Source organism: Magnetovibrio sp. PR-2 (genome assembly GCF_036689815.1).
In the GTDB taxonomy this organism is placed as follows: domain Bacteria; phylum Pseudomonadota; class Alphaproteobacteria; order Rhodospirillales; family Magnetovibrionaceae; genus Magnetovibrio.
In genome coordinates, this window is the sequence record NZ_JBAHUR010000009.1 from 145,626 (window position 1) to 164,447 (window position 18,822).

Annotated in this window: 17 protein-coding genes; 12 read left to right on the forward strand and 5 right to left on the reverse strand. The window is 53.6% G+C overall.

The features are described 5' to 3' along the window. Window positions 1-31: 31 nt before the first annotated feature. Both V5T82_RS12270 and V5T82_RS12275 read left to right on the forward strand, forming a co-directional pair. A complete protein-coding gene (locus tag V5T82_RS12270) occupies window positions 32-1,177 on the forward strand; it encodes a NapC/NirT family cytochrome c (RefSeq protein ID WP_332895935.1) in 1,146 nt (381 codons plus the stop codon). A gap of 10 nt (window positions 1,178-1,187) precedes the next feature. After that, a complete protein-coding gene (locus tag V5T82_RS12275; RefSeq protein WP_332895936.1) occupies window positions 1,188-1,595 on the forward strand; it encodes a hypothetical protein in 408 nt (135 codons plus the stop codon). Here V5T82_RS12275 and V5T82_RS12280 read toward each other — a convergent pair. Then, window positions 1,592-2,482: a sulfurtransferase gene (locus V5T82_RS12280; RefSeq protein WP_332895937.1), complete on the reverse strand. Its 891-nt coding sequence runs from the start codon at window positions 2,480-2,482 to the stop codon at window positions 1,592-1,594. The two genes, V5T82_RS12275 and V5T82_RS12280, sit on opposite strands and share 4 nt — an antisense overlap. Window positions 2,483-2,618: 136 nt before the next feature. Here V5T82_RS12280 and V5T82_RS12285 point away from each other — a divergent pair, with 136 nt between their 5' ends. Together V5T82_RS12285 and V5T82_RS12290 are read left to right on the forward strand one after the other, a co-directional pair. Next, on the forward strand, window positions 2,619-3,263 hold the full coding sequence (locus V5T82_RS12285; RefSeq protein WP_332895938.1) for a tetratricopeptide repeat protein: 645 nt from the start codon (window positions 2,619-2,621) through the stop codon (window positions 3,261-3,263). A gap of 51 nt (window positions 3,264-3,314) precedes the next feature. Further along, on the forward strand, window positions 3,315-3,851 hold the full coding sequence (locus tag V5T82_RS12290; RefSeq protein WP_332895939.1) for a glutathione peroxidase: 537 nt from the start codon (window positions 3,315-3,317) through the stop codon (window positions 3,849-3,851). A 3-nt stretch (window positions 3,852-3,854) separates the two neighbouring features. Here the strand turns inward: V5T82_RS12290 and V5T82_RS12295 are convergent, their stop codons facing one another. Further along, window positions 3,855-5,249, reverse strand: coding sequence for a sigma-54-dependent transcriptional regulator (locus tag V5T82_RS12295; RefSeq protein ID WP_332895940.1), 1,395 nt, complete (start codon window positions 5,247-5,249; stop codon window positions 3,855-3,857). A gap of 116 nt (window positions 5,250-5,365) precedes the next feature. Between V5T82_RS12295 and V5T82_RS12300 the strand changes: the two genes are divergently transcribed. After that, window positions 5,366-7,234 carry an ATP-binding protein gene (locus V5T82_RS12300; protein WP_332895941.1) on the forward strand — a complete coding sequence of 623 codons (1,869 nt, stop codon included), beginning with the start codon at window positions 5,366-5,368 and terminating at the stop codon, window positions 7,232-7,234. Here V5T82_RS12300 and V5T82_RS12305 read toward each other — a convergent pair. Then, on the reverse strand, window positions 7,220-8,152 hold the full coding sequence (locus V5T82_RS12305; RefSeq protein WP_332895942.1) for a LysR substrate-binding domain-containing protein: 933 nt from the start codon (window positions 8,150-8,152) through the stop codon (window positions 7,220-7,222). The two genes, V5T82_RS12300 and V5T82_RS12305, sit on opposite strands and share 15 nt — an antisense overlap. Before the next feature lie 152 nt (window positions 8,153-8,304). On the opposite strand from V5T82_RS12305, the gene V5T82_RS12310 reads away from it, so the two are divergent. The 7 genes from V5T82_RS12310 (at window position 8,305) to V5T82_RS12340 (ending at window position 15,825) form a co-directional block, all read left to right on the forward strand. Then, window positions 8,305-9,723, forward strand: a complete 1,419-nt coding sequence (locus V5T82_RS12310) for a form I ribulose bisphosphate carboxylase large subunit (RefSeq protein WP_332895943.1) — start codon at window positions 8,305-8,307, stop codon at window positions 9,721-9,723. A gap of 111 nt (window positions 9,724-9,834) precedes the next feature. Beyond that, window positions 9,835-10,191 (forward strand): ribulose bisphosphate carboxylase small subunit, encoded by a 357-nt coding sequence (locus V5T82_RS12315; RefSeq protein WP_332895944.1) that lies wholly within the window; start codon window positions 9,835-9,837, stop codon window positions 10,189-10,191. A gap of 105 nt (window positions 10,192-10,296) precedes the next feature. Beyond that, window positions 10,297-11,106, forward strand: a complete 810-nt coding sequence (locus tag V5T82_RS12320) for a CbbQ/NirQ/NorQ/GpvN family protein (RefSeq protein ID WP_332895945.1) — start codon at window positions 10,297-10,299, stop codon at window positions 11,104-11,106. A gap of 27 nt (window positions 11,107-11,133) precedes the next feature. Then, complete coding sequence (locus tag V5T82_RS12325) at window positions 11,134-13,476, forward strand: nitric oxide reductase activation protein NorD (RefSeq protein ID WP_332895946.1); 2,343 nt, start codon at window positions 11,134-11,136, stop codon at window positions 13,474-13,476. Window positions 13,477-13,487: 11 nt separating this feature from the next. Then, window positions 13,488-13,796, forward strand: a complete 309-nt coding sequence (locus V5T82_RS12330) for a hypothetical protein (protein WP_332895947.1) — start codon at window positions 13,488-13,490, stop codon at window positions 13,794-13,796. 8 nt (window positions 13,797-13,804) lie between these two features. Further along, window positions 13,805-14,206: a hypothetical protein gene (locus tag V5T82_RS12335; RefSeq protein ID WP_332895948.1), complete on the forward strand. Its 402-nt coding sequence runs from the start codon at window positions 13,805-13,807 to the stop codon at window positions 14,204-14,206. Then, window positions 14,203-15,825, forward strand: coding sequence for a hypothetical protein (locus tag V5T82_RS12340; RefSeq protein WP_332895949.1), 1,623 nt, complete (start codon window positions 14,203-14,205; stop codon window positions 15,823-15,825). The genes V5T82_RS12335 and V5T82_RS12340 overlap by 4 nt, the downstream gene beginning before the upstream one ends. Here the strand turns inward: V5T82_RS12340 and V5T82_RS12345 are convergent. Then, the gene (locus tag V5T82_RS12345; RefSeq protein WP_332895950.1) at window positions 15,822-16,481 is read right to left on the reverse strand and encodes a response regulator transcription factor; all 660 of its coding nucleotides are present in this window, start codon (window positions 16,479-16,481) and stop codon (window positions 15,822-15,824) included. The two genes, V5T82_RS12340 and V5T82_RS12345, sit on opposite strands and share 4 nt — an antisense overlap. Next, entirely contained in the window at window positions 16,468-18,468 is a 2,001-nt protein-coding gene (locus tag V5T82_RS12350; RefSeq protein WP_332895951.1) for a sensor histidine kinase, read from the reverse strand. Before V5T82_RS12350 ends, V5T82_RS12345 begins: the two co-directional genes overlap by 14 nt. Between the last annotated feature and the right edge of the window lie 354 nt (window positions 18,469-18,822).

The following is an 18,822-nucleotide window of genomic DNA, read 5'->3' on the forward strand; positions in this document are numbered from 1 at the left end:
ACACACAAAATAAAAAGAACGAGGTCCGCTGATGAAATCGCTTTTGAAATGGGTATGGCACGACACGTCGAAGCCCGTCTTCGCCGCCATTGTGTTTGCAGCCGGTGTCATCATGTGGGGCGGGTTCAACACGGCCATGGAAGTTACCAACACCATGACGTTCTGTGTCTCATGCCACGAAATGCGAGACAACGTGTACGCTGAGTATCAAAAAACCGTTCACTACCAAAACCGCAGCGGTGTGCGCGCGATCTGCTCCGATTGCCACGTGCCCAAAAGCTGGGGTCACAAAGTGATCCGCAAAATCAAAGCCACAAAAGAAGTCTTTCATTGGGCCTTGGGCACCATCGACACACCTGAGAAATTCGACGCCCATCGTTTGCAACTGGCCCGCAATGTTTGGGAAGAAATGGAATCCAATGGCTCACGCGAATGCAAAAACTGCCACGCGTATGATGCCATGCACGCCGAAAAACAAGGCGACCGCGCAAAGAAAGCGATGAAGGTCGCCGCTGAAAAAGAAATCGCCTGTATTGCCTGTCACAAAGGCCTCGCCCACAAGCTGCCAAACTTTGAAAAACACTTCGCGACACTGACGCAAGCTTTGAACGACGCTGTCGCCAAAGACGACTTGTCCGGCAACACCGTTGTCGCGGCTTCTAAAAATGCAGTCTATATGGACAAGGATGAAAAATCCGAAAAAGCGTTTGACGCCAATCCACTGACTCAAATGAACGTGTTGGAGCGCGACGGCGATTGGTTGAAAGTTCGCCTGGACGCATGGGACCGTGAAGGCGGCGTGAAGCTGTTCAAAAAGCCGGGCCCACAAATGGAAATCGCCAAGCTTGGGTTCGGCGGCATGGACACGGTCCAACAAACCGAAGAGTTCATCGACAAGGAAACCGAGCTCACGTGGCACAAAGTCAACATTGAAGGCTGGGTCAAAAAGGGCGCTTTAGTTTCCGACGCATCCGTAGTCCGTAAGTATGCCGACGAGTTGTGGCGCACCGATTGCCAACTCTGCCACACCCTATATCCCGCGACCCAATACGTGGCCCGCGATTGGGTTAAAGAAACCAAAGCCATGCGCCGGTTCACAAAATTGGAACCGGACATGTTGGAGCTTGTGAAGATTTATCTTCAAGACGGCTCCAAAGACATGGTCTCTACGAAGTAGTGGAGACGAGATGATGCACCAGGCTGACTACCCCATCGTCGTCTTGGTCATCTTGTCGCTGGTTATGGGCGCATCGTTGTCTATGGCCAGCGACATTCCATCCGCGCAACCCATTGACGGTCCACAAGCGGCCCAATCCGTTTGTCCTCAATCTTGCCAACAGCACGATTGCGCCTGGTCCGGTGAATGGCGTACAGATGCAACAGCGCCAGAAGGCGCAGTATGTGATTGTGGTATCGCGCGAACCCGCGCAATTCCAGGCGGTTTGTTCAGAACGCCAGATGAAGCCCGCGCCATGTGCACGGAAACCTGTGGGCTCAATGGAGATACATGGAACGGCAAAATCCAGTCCCTTGCCGGATCGTATGATATGTGCGGGTGTAATTATGTCAGCGATTGGTGCGAACCGAAAAGTTAACCCAGTGCATCCCCCATATCGTTGCGCTCGTCATACGTCTCCCCGCCTTGAGCGTCCCAATCGATATAGCCGCCGTCATACAGGCGCACATCTTTCAATCCTATAATTTCGTGAATGACAAACCAACCGATAGAAGCGCGTAGGCCCGTATCGCTGAACACCACCACCGGCCCGGGCGGTTTTCCGATCACGTCATCCATTAACGCGCGCAATTGCTCTTTGGTTTTGAACAGGCCGTTCTCAAAAAAAGCAACGGGCGGAATGTTAAGCGCCCCATAGATTGTGCCCGGGTCATACACCAAGGGATGCGTCGTATAGCCTTCGCTGCGTTCGGCATCACGAATGTCCAATGGTGGCGTTTGATAATCATCCCCTGCATAAACACCGCCCATATTTGTGATCCACTTACTGGACAAGGTTTCAACTGGGTATTGAGACGAAGTCGCTATGTTGGATTGGCCTTTATCCACCACACCACCTTCCAAGAAATAGAGATGTTTGTGCCCCATCATACGCAATGTCCAAAATAAGCGTGTCGCCGCCGCATACGCCCAAACCCCTGTTTGGCTCGGCCAGATAACAATGTGATCATCAGGTGCTAAGCCGGATTGTTTTGCAGCACTGGATAACTGCTGTGCCGTCGGCAACATTCCCGGCAGCCCGTCATAATCAATGAGCCAGCCTGACTGCTTCAGTATTTCGGGGCCAGACACATGCACGATACGCACTTGTCCTGCGTGCTTCTTTTGAAGCGTGAGCATTTGGTCTGGGCCGATCAACGCAGGTGGTGTTTCTGCACTTTGAACCCCGGAAATTTGCAGCAAAAAGGCACAGATAAAGGGTACAAAAAAGACATAAAAAGACGGAATTTTATTGGGCAGTCGCATAGCCTTTAATCCATTGTTTTATTGGCATTTTATTTGCACAAAAATGCCATATTTTTGGCCTTTAAAGAGCACTTACATGATACAATTTTATCGTCGAAAAGTCCCGCTCTGTTCGCTGTCGAAAAGGTTCACTTTCATGAAAAAAATCATCTCCTCCGCAGCCCTTGCCCTCGCTCTTTTTACAAGCGGCGCGTTTGCTGCAGGCACGTCTCCCGCCATGGAAGCCAGCTCCATCGATAAAGGCTTGGCAGCCATAACAGACGAAAAATACGACGTGGCGCGCACCGAATTCATGGCGGCCGCCGGGCACGGAAACCCCATGGGGTATTACCATCTGGGCGCCATGTATCATCGTGGCCTTGGCGGCGAACGCTCTCAAGTCAAAGCGCTGGAAAACTACCGCAAAGCTGCGGATCAAGGTGTCCCTGAAGCAGAGTTCGCCATGGGGCTGTTTTATCAACACGGCAAAGCCTTTCTCCAAAAGAACCCTGACACGGCCGTCGATTGGTACACCAAAGCCGCCCGCCAAGGCAGTGCCGCGGCGATGTATAACCTGGGCATGATGTACGCCACAGGTGAAGCTGTGCCTATTACCTATGGATCCAATCCCGACTACATCAAAGCGCGCGGCTGGTTTCTCATCACACGCGAAGCCATGGCGTCACCGGGCGATGAAGCGAAAGTTGACGGCATCCTCAAAGAGTTGGAAAGCCATATGACGCCGCGTCAAATGAACAAATCCAAAGAATTTCAAGACGAGTGGAATAAGCAAAATAGCTAATGAGAATCGCCACGAAGCGATCATTACACCCCGAAAAACAGGAGAACGAACATGTTTCGTTTGCTCACCGCTTTTGCCATCACACTCGTCTTCGCCCTGCCCGCAGCGGCGAAGACTGAGCTTTCACAGTTCACCTTCGAAAATTTAGACGGTGGTGACATCAATCTCGGCGACTATGACGGCAAAGTTCTCCTGGTCGTCAACACCGCAACCCAGTGCGGCAATACCCATCAACTGGGTTCATTGCAAAAAGCCTGGGAAGCGCACCGAGATCAGGGCTTGGTTATTGTTGGCATTTCCAGCAACGACTTCGGTCAAGAACCGCGCAAAGGCGAGGCAATCAAAGAATTCTGCACAACCAACTTTAGCGTCGACTTCCCTATGAGCGACCTTACGCATGTGCGCGGCGACAAGGCACACCCGTTTTTCAAGTGGGTGGGTATGGAGTTGGGCGGCAAAAGCCAGCCGTCGTGGAACTTTTTTAAATACCTGATCGGAAGCGACGCCAAGCCCATAGATTATTTCGGAACGGCAGACGATCCGTTGCAGTCTCCCCTGAAGGACGCCATTCAAAGCGCCCTTCAATAAGGATCAGTTCAACAGACCTTTGTCACCTTCGGATTCTTTGATGTGACGGTCGAGCTTGGGGCGGGAAATGCCAAGAATGCGGCAGGCCTCGCCCTTATGCCATCCGGTTTCATCCAAGACGCGCAATACGTATTGCTGTGAAACCTCTTTCAAAGACGGCAGTTCATCGACGGTTTCAGAAGAGCCCCCCAACACATTGGCGAAGGAGAACGGGCGCTTGTCCGGCGTCCCCATACCGCAACGGCACACTTCGTCGGGAAAATCACTACACGTCAACATGTGCCCTGTGCCCATGACGGCAGCCTTCATCAAGACGTTGTCAAGTTCCCGCACATTGCCGGGCCAGTCATAGCTGAGTAAGCTGTCTATGGCCTCCGCGGTGACACCTTGGAAGTTCCGGCGCAAATCGCGGTTGATGCGTTGGATCAAGTGATTGACCAACACCGGAATGTCTTCGCGCCTGTCACGCAAGGGCGGCAGGTGAATATTCACCACGTTTAGGCGGTAGAACAAGTCTTCACGGAAGGTCTTGGCTTCTACAGCATCTGATAAGTTCACATTGCTGGCCGCGATAAAGCGGGCATTACTGGTTTTGACCTTGGTGCCGCCAACGGGAATGTATTCACGCGATTCCAACACACGTAAAAACAAGCTTTGCATGCCCGGCGACAATTCTGTGATTTCATCCAAAAACAGCGTGCCTTCACCAACGGCTTCGATTTTGCCGGGGTTCGCCGACACGGCACCGGTAAACGCGCCCTTTTGATGGCCGAACATTTCACTTTCCAAAAGAGTTTCGACCAAAGCGCCGCAGTTGACGGCGATGAACGGTTTGTCGGCATTGGGACTGGCTTGATGAACCGCGCGGGCGATGAGTTCCTTACCCGTGCCCGATTCCCCTTGGATCAAGACCGTAACCGGATTTTGCGCCACCATGGCGATTTGCTTGAAGACGTTTTTCATGACCTTCGATTGGCCCACCAGCAATTGCTGGGCGCCAAGACCGGCGGTACTGGGCAATACGGCAGAAATTTCGGTTCTTTGATGGAGTGCGCGGTCCACCGCTGCGTCCAACTCCTGAATGTCGAGCGGCTTCATAATGTAATCGGCCGCCCCGCCCTGCATCGCCTGCACGGTGGTGTCGAGGTCGTGAAACGCCGTAATCATGATAATCGGAATGGAGGGTGCTTTATCGCGCATGCGTCTTAACAACGAGAACCCGTCTTGACCAGGCATTCGAACATCTGTGATGACCAAATCGACGTCGTTTTCGACCGCTTCACGGTAACCGTCCTCGGCGTTATGCGCGAGCAAAACGTCATAGCCGCTCCGTGAATAATGCATTTCTAGGGTTTTGCAAATGGCAACATCGTCGTCTGCAATCAGGACTTGCGTCATGCACCCTCCCACATCAATTTCTCTCACATGAGTGACATAAAAAATGTACTCACCTTCCAGTGTGAAATTATATCAGATGTTAGACTTTCCGGCTAGGCTCCAGTACCCTTTGAGGCATGAAACTTTCACATAAAGTCTTTGCCGCGACCTTTGTCATTTCCCTGTGTGCACTGATCGGTGTTGCGTTCCATACCGTGGACCGCATCACCGATATTTTGGTCGCGCGCGCCTTGGATGGTGTGCAAGAAAATGTCCATGAAAACAGCCGTATTTTGTCCGACGCACTGGAAACGACCAAGGCGGAATTACATGTTTTGTCATCGATGTTGTCGGTGCGCAAAAGCCTATCCGCAACCCCACCGCCGATCGCTTTGCGTGAACTGCAACAGGTCTTTGCGCGCCTCATCAGCGCCACACCCTATTATTCTCAAGTGCGCCTGATCAGCGCTGAAAACAACGGCTTGGAAATCGTGCGGGCGGAACGTGTCGAAAGCTCCATTGTTATTCGCCAAGCAGACGAATTACAGGCCAAAGGCAGTCGCTATTACGTCACGGAGACATTGCAACTCGACTTAGGGGAAGTCTTTATTTCCGACCTGGATCTCAACCGTGAATTCGGCGCCATTGTTGAACCACACCAACCTGTGTTTCGCGTTGCCGTCCCGGTCCATAACGAAACCCGCCAAAACCCCTTGGGCATTTTGGTTATCAACGTTGACTTCAAAGAAGTCGCCAAGCGGTTTCGCTACAATGCCGACATTGGCTACCCGGTTGTCACCAACATGAGCGGCGCGTATCTGCACCACCCCGACGACAACAAAACCTTTGCATGGGAGTTCGGACGGGACGAGACCTTACCCGGAGACTTCGCCATCGCCACACAATGGAACGCGTGGGCCGAAGGATCGAAAGCCGTCCCCCTATCCCTCACAACGCATGATCACATCATTTCCGTCCAGCATTTGGATGCCTATACCCAAGATAAGCCCAATGCTGTCGACTGGGTTATTGGCGCAATTTTGTCGCGCACCGCAATCAACGCCATCGGCACGTCGCTGCGTGAACATTTGTATATAACCCTTGCCTTGATCAGCATCTTGTTGGCCTTAGCCTTAGGCGCGATTACGGCTTGGCTGATGCGCCCCATCACGGATCTAACAGAAGCCGCCAACGCCATTGCCGAAGGCCAACCGGATGTGGAAATCTTCGTCACCAGCCGTGACGAGGTCGGCGTTCTTGCCAAAGCCCTCGATCAGATGTTGCATTCCCTGCGTGAAATGGCACGCAATGAAGAGCTCGCCACCATGGGCCGCATGGCGGTGATGATCGCGCACGATTTACGTAATGCGTTGTCCGCTGTGAAAATGAACTTACAGATCCTCAACACCCAAGTGGACGACCCCGACCTGCTCGGACAAATCGAAATTGCATTAGCACAAGCGCTTCACATGGAAAATATCTTGCGCGACTTGATGTCCTATTCAAAGCCCGACCGCCTCCAGCCCGATTGGCAAGACACGTGCAATATGCTCGACACGTGTGCTGCCGCCGTTTTGCCCAATGCCCATGCATCCAACATTTCACTCACAAAATCGTATTCGACGGGTATTCCTGCGATCTATTGTGATCGCACCAAAATACTACAAGCCGTGCAAAACCTTCTGCACAATGCCATTCAAGCCGTCGGCGAAGGGGGCGAGGTCGATCTTCGAGCGTATAGCGATTATTCGGATGGCCAACACGCGGTCATCATCAAGGTCACCGACAATGGTCACGGCATTGACGCAGAGATTCTTGAGACCTTGTTCGACCCCTTTACGACGACGCGCGCAAAAGGAACTGGCCTGGGGCTTGCCATTGTCCATCGCATCGTTGAACAGCACGGCGGTGATGTGTGGGCGCACGACCGCAAAGACACAACAGGGGCCGAATTTGGCCTGTGCCTGCCCATTGAAGGCCTGCTGGCCATGTCAGACGCGCCCTAATGCGTTAGAGAGCACGTGAGACACTTCATCCTCGCCTTCTTCTTCCAAATAGCTGAGGAACGTGCGTGCCGCACGTGATAAATGTTTGCCGTCGCGATGGGCTGCAAACCAACGCCTGCGCAGCGGGAACCCTTGAACGTCCAGGACCGACAAAACACCTGCATCCAGTTCCAGATGCAAACTGTGCAATGACAACACTGCAATGCCCAGACCGCCCAGAACACCTTGTTTGATCGCTTCCGCACTGGCGAGTTCGATGTAAGGTGCTATCTTCAACTCTTCATTTGCGAATATTTGTTCGACGGCCTTGCGCGTACCGGATCCCGGTTCACGCCCAACAATGCGTTCTTCCAAAACGCGCTCCAATTTCACGTTCTTTTTTCCCACCAACGGATGATCGGGCTTGGCAACAAAGACCAATACGTTTTCCAAAAAAGGGTGTTCGACGACGGGCAGGTCTTCGGGCGGCTGACCCATAATAAACACATCGCCTTCATTGGCATTGATGGCGCTCAGCAGCTTTGCCCTATTTGTGATTTGCAAGCGCGGCTCGACCTTGGGGTAGCGTTTGACAAAATTGCCCAACAAGTGCGGTAAAAAATATTTAGCCGAGCTCACCACCGTCACATTCAAGGGCCCCGCCACTTCGCCGCGCAAATCGTCCAAGCCGGATTCCAACGCGCTCATACGCTCCAAGATATCTTGGCATGCCGCATAGACTTCCTCGCCGGCCGTGGTCAAGTGCATGGCCTTACCGATGTGTTCCAGCAAAGGCATGCCGATTTTTTCTTCCAGCCGCTTAATTTGGATGGAGACGGCCGGCTGGGTCAGGTGCACATCTTCCGCAGCACGGGTGATGCTTTTGTGACGCGCCACGGCGTCAAAAAGGCGAAGTTGTTGAAGTGTCGCGTGTATCATCTGTCCATATACATTTGTTAATGCCAAACATAAAAACAATTAAGTGTTCGTTATTTTAGAATTACACTAAGTTTTGCTCCGAAGCAATAACCAAGCATTTTTGTCGGGATTATCCCTACACCAAATGTGGTCAAAACAAGGAGCAACACATCATGGCGAAGACCTACGATGCAGGGGTAAAAGAATATCGGGAAACATATTGGATGCCCGATTACACCCCCAAAGACACTGATTTTCTTGCCTGTTTTAAAGTTATCCCCCAAGAAGGCGTTCCGCGCGAAGAGGCCGCAGCCGCTGTCGCCGCTGAATCGTCCACCGGCACTTGGACTACGGTGTGGACCGATTTGTTGACGGATTTGGACTACTATAAGGGCCGTGCCTACGCCATCGAAGATGTGCCGGGTAGCGACGACTCGTTTTACGCCTTTATCGCCTATCCCATTGATCTGTTCGAAGAAGGTTCGGTTGTGAACATCCTCACGTCGCTGGTCGGCAACGTGTTCGGTTTCAAAGCCGTGCGTGCCCTGCGTCTGGAAGACATCCGTGTACCGCGGGCCTACGTCATGACCTGTGGCGGTCCGCCGAACGGCATCCAAGTCGAACGCGACATTTTGAACAAATACGGACGGCCGCTATTGGGTTGCACCATCAAACCGAAACTGGGCTTGTCCGCTAAAAACTACGGTAGGGCCTGCTACGAAGGTCTGCGCGGCGGTCTGGATTTCACCAAAGATGATGAAAACGTGAACTCCCAACCGTTCATGCGTTGGCGTCAGCGTTTCGACTTTGTCATGGAAGCCATCCAAAAAGCCGAAGCCGAAACGGGTGAGCGCAAAGGTCACTACTTAAACGTCACCGCACCGACCCCGGAAGAAATGTACAAACGTGCAGAGTACGCCAAGGAAATCGGCGCACCGATCATCATGCACGATTACCTGACGGGTGGCTTCACCGCCAACACGGGCCTTGCCAACTGGTGTCGCGACAACGGCATGTTGCTGCACATCCACCGCGCCATGCACGCTGTGTTGGACCGCAACCCCAACCACGGTATTCACTTCCGCGTTCTGACCAAGATGCTGCGCTTGTCAGGTGGTGATCACCTGCATTCGGGCACCGTTGTCGGGAAGCTGGAAGGCGACCGCGACGCGACCTTGGGCTGGATCGATTTGATGCGCGACAGCTATATCAAAGAAGACCGCACCCGCGGCATCATGTTCGACCAAGACTGGGGTGCCATGCCGGGCGTTATTCCGGTGGCTTCCGGTGGTATCCACGTCTGGCACATGCCGGCACTGGTCAACATCTTTGGAGATGACAGCTGCCTGCAGTTCGGTGGCGGCACTTTGGGTCACCCGTGGGGCAACGCTGCTGGTGCAGCTGCGAACCGCGTGGCTGTCGAAGCCTGCGTCGAAGCCCGCAACGAAGGTCGTGAACTTGAGAAAGAGGGTAAAGACATCCTCACCAAAGCTGCAGCAAGCAGCCCTGAGCTCAAGATGGCCATGGAAACGTGGAAAGAAATCAAATTCGAATTCGACACCGTCGATAAGCTGGACGTGGCTCACAAATAAAAGCCCCAACCAACGTCCAACGCCCCTGGTCCGGGTTCTCTCCTGTATCTCTACCCGGCCAGGGGAACTTCATCGACAATTAGAATTCGTAACTCATGAAGGAATAAAACAATGAGTGATATGCAAGATTACAAATCGAGCTTGAGCGATACCGACTCACGCAAATTTGAAACCTTCTCCTACCTGCCGACCATGGATGCCGATCAAATCCGCCGCCAAGTGGAATACATCGTATCCAAAGGCTGGAACCCGGCTGTGGAACACACCGAACCGGAAAATGCCATGAGCAACTTCTGGTACATGTGGAAACTGCCGCTGTTCGGCGAAACCGATGTGGACCGCATCCTGGCCGAAGCCGAAGCGTGCCACAAGGCGCACCCGAACAACCACGTGCGTCTAATCGGTTTCGATAACTACGCACAGTCCAAGGGGACCGAAATGGTCGTCTATCGCGGCAAACCCGTCTAAGACCAGGGTCTTCAAAACCGCAGAAGAAGCCCCTGGTCTGCACCCGGCCAGGGGCTTTTTTGCCAACTATGAAAACATAAAAATTATTAAATAGGGACAGGTCCGATGAACAGTATTTCAAAACAGTACGAAGTTAAAAAAGAGCCCTTCTACAAAACCGTCGGGCAAGAAGAAGACCTTTACCAAGCCGCCTATGCGCGCCGCATGCCGGTGATGCTCAAGGGCCCGACGGGATGCGGAAAATCGCGCTTTGTGGAATACATGGCCTACAAACTGGGTCGCCCGTTGATTACGGTGGCGTGTAACGAAGACATGACCGCATCCGATCTGGTGGGGCGTTTCTTGTTGGATAAAGACGGCACCAAATGGCAAGATGGGCCGTTGGCCACCGCTGCACGCATTGGTGCCATCTGTTATCTGGACGAAGTGGTCGAGGCCCGCCAAGACACCACCGTCGTCATCCACCCCCTGACCGATCACCGCCGCACGCTTCCCTTGGATAAAAAGGGCGAGCTAATCGAAGCCCACGAAGACTTCCAATTGGTGATTTCGTACAACCCCGGCTACCAGAGCCTGATGAAGGATCTCAAACAATCCACCAAGCAGCGTTTTGGTGCGTTGGACTTCGACTATCCCGAAGCCGAGTTGGAAGCCGAGATCGTGTCGAAAGAAACCGGCTGCGATGGCGAGATCGCAAACAAACTGGTGCAGATCGCACACCGCACGCGCAACCTGAAAGGCCACGGCTTGGACGAAGGCATCTCCACCCGTCTATTGGTCTATGCCGGTCAAATGATCGCCGAAGGTGTCGATCCCCTAGCCGCTTGCAAGATGACGCTGGTGACGCCGCTCACCGACGACCCTGACATGCGCGAAACGCTGGACGCGGCTGTCGCGACCTTCTTCGTTGATTGAGGAAACGTCTAGACGTGAGGTACGGACATGACCGTCGATCTCGAAGACTACAAAGCGTGCTTGGCACAAGCCGGACCTGACGCGCTCGCCAACTTGGAAGCCACCTTCCACGAAGCCGCCCGGGTGATGTCGCCCGCAGGTTTGCAAGATTATATGGAAGGGGCCAAGGGCCTATGTAACTTGGGGCGGGGCCACGATGTGGTTTTAACCTATCTGGAAGAAATGCCCGCCGTTGTACAAGAATGCGGCGAAGACATCATCCGCGATTGCATCGAAGCCGCCATGAAGCTGTCGTCCATGACGTCCGGCGAAGTCATCGCGCTGCTGTTTTCCAGTCTGCCCACAGCGGCACGGCGTTTGGGCGACCCGGAACTGTTGCGCGGGTACTTAACGTTGATCCACCAACTATCGGCCAAGGCATCACGCGGCCTGCGGCCCATGTTGGGCAATGTGGACGAACTCCTGTCCAAACTAACCTTGTCGGGACTGAAACGCTGGGCCAACTTCGGCGCAGAAGCGTATCGTCGCGATCTGCAAAACTTGGTGAAGTATTTCAATTTAGAAAGTGCTGACAGCCTCAAAGTTTTGCAAAAAGAACGGCGCGGCACGTTGTTTATTGATACCCAACGCAAGCTAAACTTCTATCTGCGCGCCCTGTGGGGACGGGACTTTTTCCTGCGCCCCACCGCCGCCGATCACGAAGGTTTTAAGCCTTACGTCGAACATCACGTGATGCACCTGCCCGACGCCGTTGACGGCATTGGCGATATTTCCGGACTGGAGCTTTATCGCGCCCAAGCCGCACACTTGGCCGCCCACATCAACTACACCCAAGCCCCGATTTCTGCCGAGGCCTTGAGCCCCGCACAGATCTTTTTCATCGGCTTGATCGAAGACGCACGGGTGGAATACCAAGCGGTGCAAGACTTCCCGGGTTTGAAGAAACTTTGGGGCCGTTTGCTCAGCTTGGAATTTGACCGTCCCATCGAGCACGACACCGTCGCCGTGCTAGAACACTTTGCCCTCGCCTTGAACAATCAAACCCGGGCTATGGGCGATGAACAGTTGGATCGCTTGCTAGCGCAATTCCACGACAACATTGAAAACCGCCAAAACGACAATCAGTTTTCGTGGGATTTGGGCATGGCGTTGTTCCATGTATTTGCCGAACGCAAAGACGTGCCCAGCCTACGCATCTTGGAATCCATTCGCATTCCGTACCGCGACGACAACCGCTTCGTTTGGGAATTCGAAGAGTTTAATTGGGATGAACACGGGACCGAGTACATCCCCGCCTCTCAACGCCAAGTGCGCAAATACGTCACCGCCGTTGAAATGGCCAACGAAGTGGACTGCGAACTGGCCGGTGATGATGCCCAGGAAATCTGGGTGTGCCCGACCGAATTCATGCCCTACGAAGACGCGGGTGAAGCCACTGAAAGCTTTAACGACTGGTGGGGGAAAGAGCCGATCTCTGACCCGTTTCACTACCAAGAATGGGACTATCAGGTGCAGCTCTACCGTCCCGATTGGGCCACAGTCTATGAACGTCGCCCAACCAAAGGTGATGCCGAGGACGTGGACCGCATCTTACTTGAATACAAACCCGTCGCGCACAAAATCAAAAAGATCATCGACATGCTGTCTCCCGAAGGCGTGCAGCGGGAACGCAACATGGAAGACGGAGACGAAGTTGACATCAACGCCGCCGTAGACGCCATGGTCAGCATTCGCATGGGTGAACAACCCAACCCGCGCATCACCATGCGCAATGTCATCAAAAACCGCGACTTGGCGGTAACGGTGCTGTTGGACTTGTCCGAATCCACCAACGAAAAAATGGATGGATCGGACAAAACCGTGTTGGAGCTCACCCGCGAAGCCGCCACTTTGGTCTCCACCGCCATCAACGGCATCGGCGATCCGTTCTCCGTCCACGGTTTTGCCTCCGATGGACGTCACGACGTGCATTATTATCGCTTCAAGGACTTCAAACAAAAGTTCGACGACGATGTCAAAGCCCGTTTGGACGGCATGAAGGGCGGCCTGTCCACCCGTATGGGCGCGGCCATGCGTCATGCAGGACAGCATCTTTTGAAACAGCCCGAACGGCGCAAGCTGTTGTTGTTGGTGACGGACGGTGAACCCGCAGATATTGACGAGCGCGATCCCCAGCACCTGCGCCATGACACCAAAAAGGCGGTCGAAGAATTGTATTCCAAAGGTGTGATGACCTATTGTCTGACCCTGGACCCCAATGCCGACACATATGTCAAACGCATCTTCGGCATTAACAACTACACCGTCGTCGATCACGTCGACCGCTTGCCTGAAAAGCTGCCGACGCTGTTCGCCAGCCTCACACGTTAAGGAGAGAAGCCATGGAACCCAAAAGCTACGTGGGGATCGACAACGAAATCAACGGTGGTATGACCGACACAGCCAAAATCATTCGCGACGCTTGGGCATTTGGCATCATCCCTGAAACTGAGACCTGTCAAGGCTGGCTCGCGGGCGGAATTGAGGACTTGTGGCGCAAGGTCGATACTGAGTGGGAAAAGTACGGGTTTTTGGTTTCAAACCTCCCCGATGACATTCTCGAAAATTTCCTGCGCATTCAAACCGAAGCCATAGACAAGGCCAAGGCTGCGGGTTGGGACGGCGCGAACGAACTGGTGGGAGACGATTAGGAGCCTCTATGTACACCCGCCATCTCGAAGTGCCCGCCTATTCCCGGGGCCCAGCCCAAATCCAGGCCCCGCATTACAACATTGTTCAGCGGGCCTTAATACGAAAGCCCGACGGACTTCGCTTATCGCTTCCGGGCCTCAGAACCTTAGATCTGATTGTGTTGGGTGATGCGTGGGTGATCGTGGACTGTGCGCTCAATGACTTGCCGGTGGCCGCTTGGTCAGACTTCGAGATCGATGCCGGGCGCGCACTGCATGAACCCATCGTTTGTGAGTTGGCTTACTTCCATGCCCATGCTGGCATGATTATCAAACAGGTTTTAGAGCTCATGGACGACTTATTAGATACTGAACTCAAGGACGGTGACGACAGCCACCAAGTGATCGATTTTCCACAAAAGGAAGAATGATGCCGGTTTTGCCCAGTGGACGTTTTGTAGACATCATGGCCGAACGTGCCCGCTATCACGCGGTGCATGACGGCCTGCGCATCAAACAAAGCAGTCCACATGCACACCTTTATGGCTTGGTGGATGTTTTGGTCGAGCACACGCATCACAAAGGCAGCACGGAACGGCGCCTTAAATTTTCCGGCCACACCTTAAGTGACAACCGCTGGCTTGGGAAATGGGCCGCACAAGACCGAAAATTTTTTTTGGATTGGGTGCGTGAGCCCAACCAAGTGCGCATCATCGAACACGCACGCCGCCGCGTCTTGGCCGAAGATGAACTTCCGCGCGTCAAACGCTTCGATTATGCTGCACGCCTGTACAGCTATCTGCGCCTGCGGACCGAACAGCTGAACCTCCCCCGTGCAAAGCCCAAACACTGGCGGCAAACCCTACTCAATCTCTGTAAAGACGGGGTCAGTCAGGCCGAACTCAATTGGTCTGGGATCTTGGGTTTTCTCGAAGGCTTAGAAGATCACAAAACCATCGACAAAACTGTGATCACCGACGCCATGGACTTCACCACCCTACGCCCCGAACTGAGCCATGAAATCGTCTGCGCCCAAGGCTGCACGCTGCCATTGCGAGAAATCGTTCAAAAGAAAAAGGGCTATGAGCTCCAACTCGCCGGACTGAATGTGGAGGACGAAGATATTGGCGTCGTGCGTCTGTCCAGTTCTGAACCGTCCTATAAAGTCGGTGTCATTTGGCCCGGGGGACGCGCCAGCACACAAACCTGGTTTGTGCTAGGCCCCTATGGGCAAGCCATTACGGGAGGCGTCCCTGACAACGGCACGACCTTTAGCGACCAACACGCCGCCGTTGAAGCCGCACGCCGACATGCGCTGCGCAACAACCGGGCGAAGTGCGACCTCGTCAATCGTGCCCCCTATGACTACATGACCTTGCAAGGCGGTGAGCGATACCGTGAATGGCTTGTGACTCTTCCGGACTACACACCAACCCACTTCACGCAACATTATCTGGAGCGCAATGTCTTGATGCACATTCGCACCAAGGTCCGCGAGACGGAAGACGGCAAACGCGTCTTGTTCATCGAAGAACTGCAAAGCGATTGGCACCAAGCGTTAGCCCGCAAACAAACCCGCGGCATCCCCCAAGCCCCCTTTAAAAACGAATGGCCCACGTTGGCGTTGAAGTTGATGGTGTTGCATGTGGTTGAAGAAGGGCTGGATGGACTGGCTTGGGCCGATGGACGCGTGCATGAAATGCGCTACGACAAGCCCTTAAGCCCGCTGGTGCGTCTGTACGACAAAACTTTGATCAAAGCCGCCAATGCGCTCGCAAAACACTGGGGCGTGCGCGTCTCACCACACGTCTTCAACACCCAAAGCCCATGGCTCCACGCTGTGCGCCAAAAAGACGCATGGCGGGTCGAAGGCGGTGGCGGGAAGTTTCTCACACGTGCGCGCTACACCAAGCTTGAAGCGATGCAGGTTATTAAGCGTCACTCCAAACCCGTCAAGCTCTCACTCCCGACTTTGATCATATCTGAGAGCATGCGCGACGATATCCGCGCCCAAGGCTTGGCCTTGTTTGGCACAAAATCGGTGCGTTAGCCCGGCTCGGACGGGCTGGCGGACAGCACCACGGATTTACGGATTAAATCTGCCAACGAGCGGGCCTGGAGCTTATCCATAACCTTCGCCCGGTGCGCCTCGACCGTTTTTTCGCTGATGCTGAGGCCATAGGCTATTTGTTTGTTGGTATTGCCTGCAACGATCATCTCCATGACCTCGCGTTCGCGCGCAGTCAAGTTGTCGTAGAGGTCTTGAACCTCTTGATGTTCCATTTTTGCACTCCGGCGGCGCTCACATTCCGCAAGCGCGGTCTGCAAAAGATCCAGCATCACTTGGTCGTTATAGGGCTTTTCAATGAAGTCAAATGCGCCTTGCTTCATGGCATTGACGGCCATTTTCACATCGCCGTGCCCTGTCACTATAATCACGGGCAGGCATTGGTTTTCCTGGGAGATGTGTTTTTGCAGTTCAAGCCCACTCATGCCGGGCATGCGCACGTCCACCAACACACACCCAGGACGCTGCTGATTGTAATTATCGAGGAAGTGTTGCGCGGTCTCAAACGTCTCGACGTTCAGCCCAATGGACGAGATCAACCAGCTCAGTGAATCGCGCACGGCTTGGTCATCATCAACGATGTATACGGTTGTGTCTTCGTGGAACATAGGCGAAGTCTCTCGTTCAACTGTCGACATGATTATCACTGGTCTCCGTCTTAATCGGCAATGAAAAATTAAACCGCGTGCCTTCAGAAAAATCGGGGTCTACCCACAAACGCCCGCCGCACGCCTCAATAATGGAATGGCTGATGGCCAAGCCCATGCCCATGCCATCGGATTTTGTGGAATAGAACGGCTCGAACACATGCTCGATTTCATCTGAGGGCAAGCCTTCACCATTGTCCCAAATGCTACACAGCGCCTCACCCTGAGACGGTAGAGATGTCGTCACAACGATCAGGCGCGTGTCCTTGGGCTTTGTTTTCAGCTCATCCATGGCATTGTTGATGATATTGAGCAGCACCTGTTCGATCTGCACTTTGTCTGCAAAAATCGGCGGGACACCCGGCGCGCATTCGGATCGAATTTCAATACCCAAGCGCTTGGCCTCAAACGCCGTCAACAACAGTGTCTCTTCGACGATTTGTTCCAAAGATAACGGCTCCAACAAAACTTCACCCTTGCGCACGAAGGACCGGATGCGGCGCATCACTTCGCCGGCGCGCTCGGACTGGGTCGCGATCTTGTTCAACACATCGCGCATGCTGTCATCGTCCAAGGTGTTGGCTTGCAACCGGCGAATGCTTCCCGTCGCGTAATTCGAGATTGCCGCGAGCGGTTGATTGATTTCGTGGGCTAAGTTTGCGGTCAGCTCACCCATGGTGTTGACCCTGGACACATGGGCCAAGGTATCTTGGCGTGTGCGCGCCATATCCTCTGTGCGCTTGCGCCAAATCACGCCTGCCAAGGTATCGGCGACGGTTTCGACCAGGCGCTGTTCGTGTTGAGAGGGATGGTGACCGTGAGGAATATAAAGGTTCAAAACGCCCAAGACCTGCTCTGCGTGGCTGATGGGCACACACATATGACCGTGCTCCAAAATACCGTTGAACATCACTTCGTGATCATGGTCCAGGCAGGTTTTGATGATGGTCTCCCCCAAAGCCGCCCGCCCGCACAGGCATTGCCCTAGGTCCAGGTTCGCGCACAGTGTCTGCAGTTCGTGTGCTAAGTTTCGCTCGGCAACCAACTTCAGTTTTTGCGGCGAAGCCTCATCCACCAAGAAGATCGCCCCCATACCCAAAAGCTCCAGATTTTGGCGCTTCAAAACCAAGCGCAACGCTTCATCCAGAAATTCTTCAAGCGGCAGCGGCGCCAGGGACGCATTGAGAATGGCCGCGACAATTTCATGGTCCGCCGCCAACATGGTTCTTTCCGCTGTGCGTTTTTCAACGCGCACTTCCAAGGTCCGGTTCAGCTCGCGCACCTGGTTTTCCGCCAAAGTGCGTTCATCAACTTCGCGCAGCAAACGCTTGCGAATGTCGGCTTCACGCCTCGTAACGGCCAAGCCGATGGTTAAGCTGACCAAAAACATGGCCCCACCCAAAATCATCATGTCGCGTCGAATGGCGGCAAGATAAATAACTTGTGCCGCACGTATTTGATGGGCATTAAAATCCAGGTGCTCGACAAAGCCGTCCAATATGTTGAGCAATTTTGCCTGCTCTTGTCGAGATACCAAGATTGCCTCTTCCATTTCGGGCCCGCGGACACCTTCAACGGCCAGATTCATGGTCCGTTCGGTGTCCGGCTGAGAGTTGCGAATCTGTTCCGTCATGAGCTTGAGGTATTCAAGCTCGCGTTCGTCTGTGCCCAACTCTTCCAGGCGTGCGCGTGCGCGCACGAAATCGTTCGCCGCTTCCCAGGATAGCTGACGTTGCGTATCGCGATCAAAAAAGTCGTCAAGGACGGTGATGTAAGCAAAAATAAAGCTACGCTTGCGAATGGCGTCCCGCATATCAAAGGCGGTGCGGACCTTTTCTTCCAACTCCAGGTCGGTTTGGCGTGCGGCCTGACTGACTTCCCAGTGGTTAAAACTCTGGTACAGCAAAGCCGCCATGCAAGCCATCACAACGCCATAGGCGACATAGAGAAAAAAGCCTGTTTGACGGCTATTTGCCATTTTTTTTCCCAATGATTGCGCCTCTATTCCTCGGCCGCTTGGGCCTATTTATCAATATAAATAGCATTATATATCTTGCCATCGGAGGAAACCAGCAGCCGCGTTAGGGATATCCCGAATATCGCTGTTGATCCCAAGTGTGTATCGTTCCCAGCATAAGATTTCGGCAAAAGAGGGCATATGGCGAAAGCCTAGGCACCAAAAGATAGCCACATAAACGGCTGCAGCCTCAATTGCCCTTATGCAACAGGAGGAAAAATGAAACACAACTCTATCACGGGGGCTTTCTTGGGTCTTGCTGTCGGTGTCAGCTTAAGCTTCACCGCCTCTGCCGCAGAGATGGTCAAAATTAGT

What these genes read in the sequence shown, in the direction of transcription:
- V5T82_RS12270 (WP_332895935.1), top strand. Translation starts at nt 32, where the DNA reads ATGAAATCGCTTTTGAAATGGGTATGGCACGACACGTCGAAGCCCGTC.
- V5T82_RS12275 (WP_332895936.1), top strand. Translation starts at nt 1,188, where the DNA reads ATGATGCACCAGGCTGACTACCCCATCGTCGTCTTGGTCATCTTGTCG.
- V5T82_RS12280 (WP_332895937.1), bottom strand. Translation starts at nt 2,482, where the DNA reads ATGCGACTGCCCAATAAAATTCCGTCTTTTTATGTCTTTTTTGTACCC.
- V5T82_RS12285 (WP_332895938.1), top strand. Translation starts at nt 2,619, where the DNA reads ATGAAAAAAATCATCTCCTCCGCAGCCCTTGCCCTCGCTCTTTTTACA.
- V5T82_RS12290 (WP_332895939.1), top strand. Translation starts at nt 3,315, where the DNA reads ATGTTTCGTTTGCTCACCGCTTTTGCCATCACACTCGTCTTCGCCCTG.
- V5T82_RS12295 (WP_332895940.1), bottom strand. Translation starts at nt 5,249, where the DNA reads ATGACGCAAGTCCTGATTGCAGACGACGATGTTGCCATTTGCAAAACC.
- V5T82_RS12300 (WP_332895941.1), top strand. Translation starts at nt 5,366, where the DNA reads ATGAAACTTTCACATAAAGTCTTTGCCGCGACCTTTGTCATTTCCCTG.
- V5T82_RS12305 (WP_332895942.1), bottom strand. Translation starts at nt 8,152, where the DNA reads ATGATACACGCGACACTTCAACAACTTCGCCTTTTTGACGCCGTGGCG.
- V5T82_RS12310 (WP_332895943.1), top strand. Translation starts at nt 8,305, where the DNA reads ATGGCGAAGACCTACGATGCAGGGGTAAAAGAATATCGGGAAACATAT.
- V5T82_RS12315 (WP_332895944.1), top strand. Translation starts at nt 9,835, where the DNA reads ATGAGTGATATGCAAGATTACAAATCGAGCTTGAGCGATACCGACTCA.
- V5T82_RS12320 (WP_332895945.1), top strand. Translation starts at nt 10,297, where the DNA reads ATGAACAGTATTTCAAAACAGTACGAAGTTAAAAAAGAGCCCTTCTAC.
- V5T82_RS12325 (WP_332895946.1), top strand. Translation starts at nt 11,134, where the DNA reads ATGACCGTCGATCTCGAAGACTACAAAGCGTGCTTGGCACAAGCCGGA.
- V5T82_RS12330 (WP_332895947.1), top strand. Translation starts at nt 13,488, where the DNA reads ATGGAACCCAAAAGCTACGTGGGGATCGACAACGAAATCAACGGTGGT.
- V5T82_RS12335 (WP_332895948.1), top strand. Translation starts at nt 13,805, where the DNA reads ATGTACACCCGCCATCTCGAAGTGCCCGCCTATTCCCGGGGCCCAGCC.
- V5T82_RS12340 (WP_332895949.1), top strand. Translation starts at nt 14,203, where the DNA reads ATGATGCCGGTTTTGCCCAGTGGACGTTTTGTAGACATCATGGCCGAA.
- V5T82_RS12345 (WP_332895950.1), bottom strand. Translation starts at nt 16,481, where the DNA reads ATGTCGACAGTTGAACGAGAGACTTCGCCTATGTTCCACGAAGACACA.
- V5T82_RS12350 (WP_332895951.1), bottom strand. Translation starts at nt 18,468, where the DNA reads ATGGCAAATAGCCGTCAAACAGGCTTTTTTCTCTATGTCGCCTATGGC.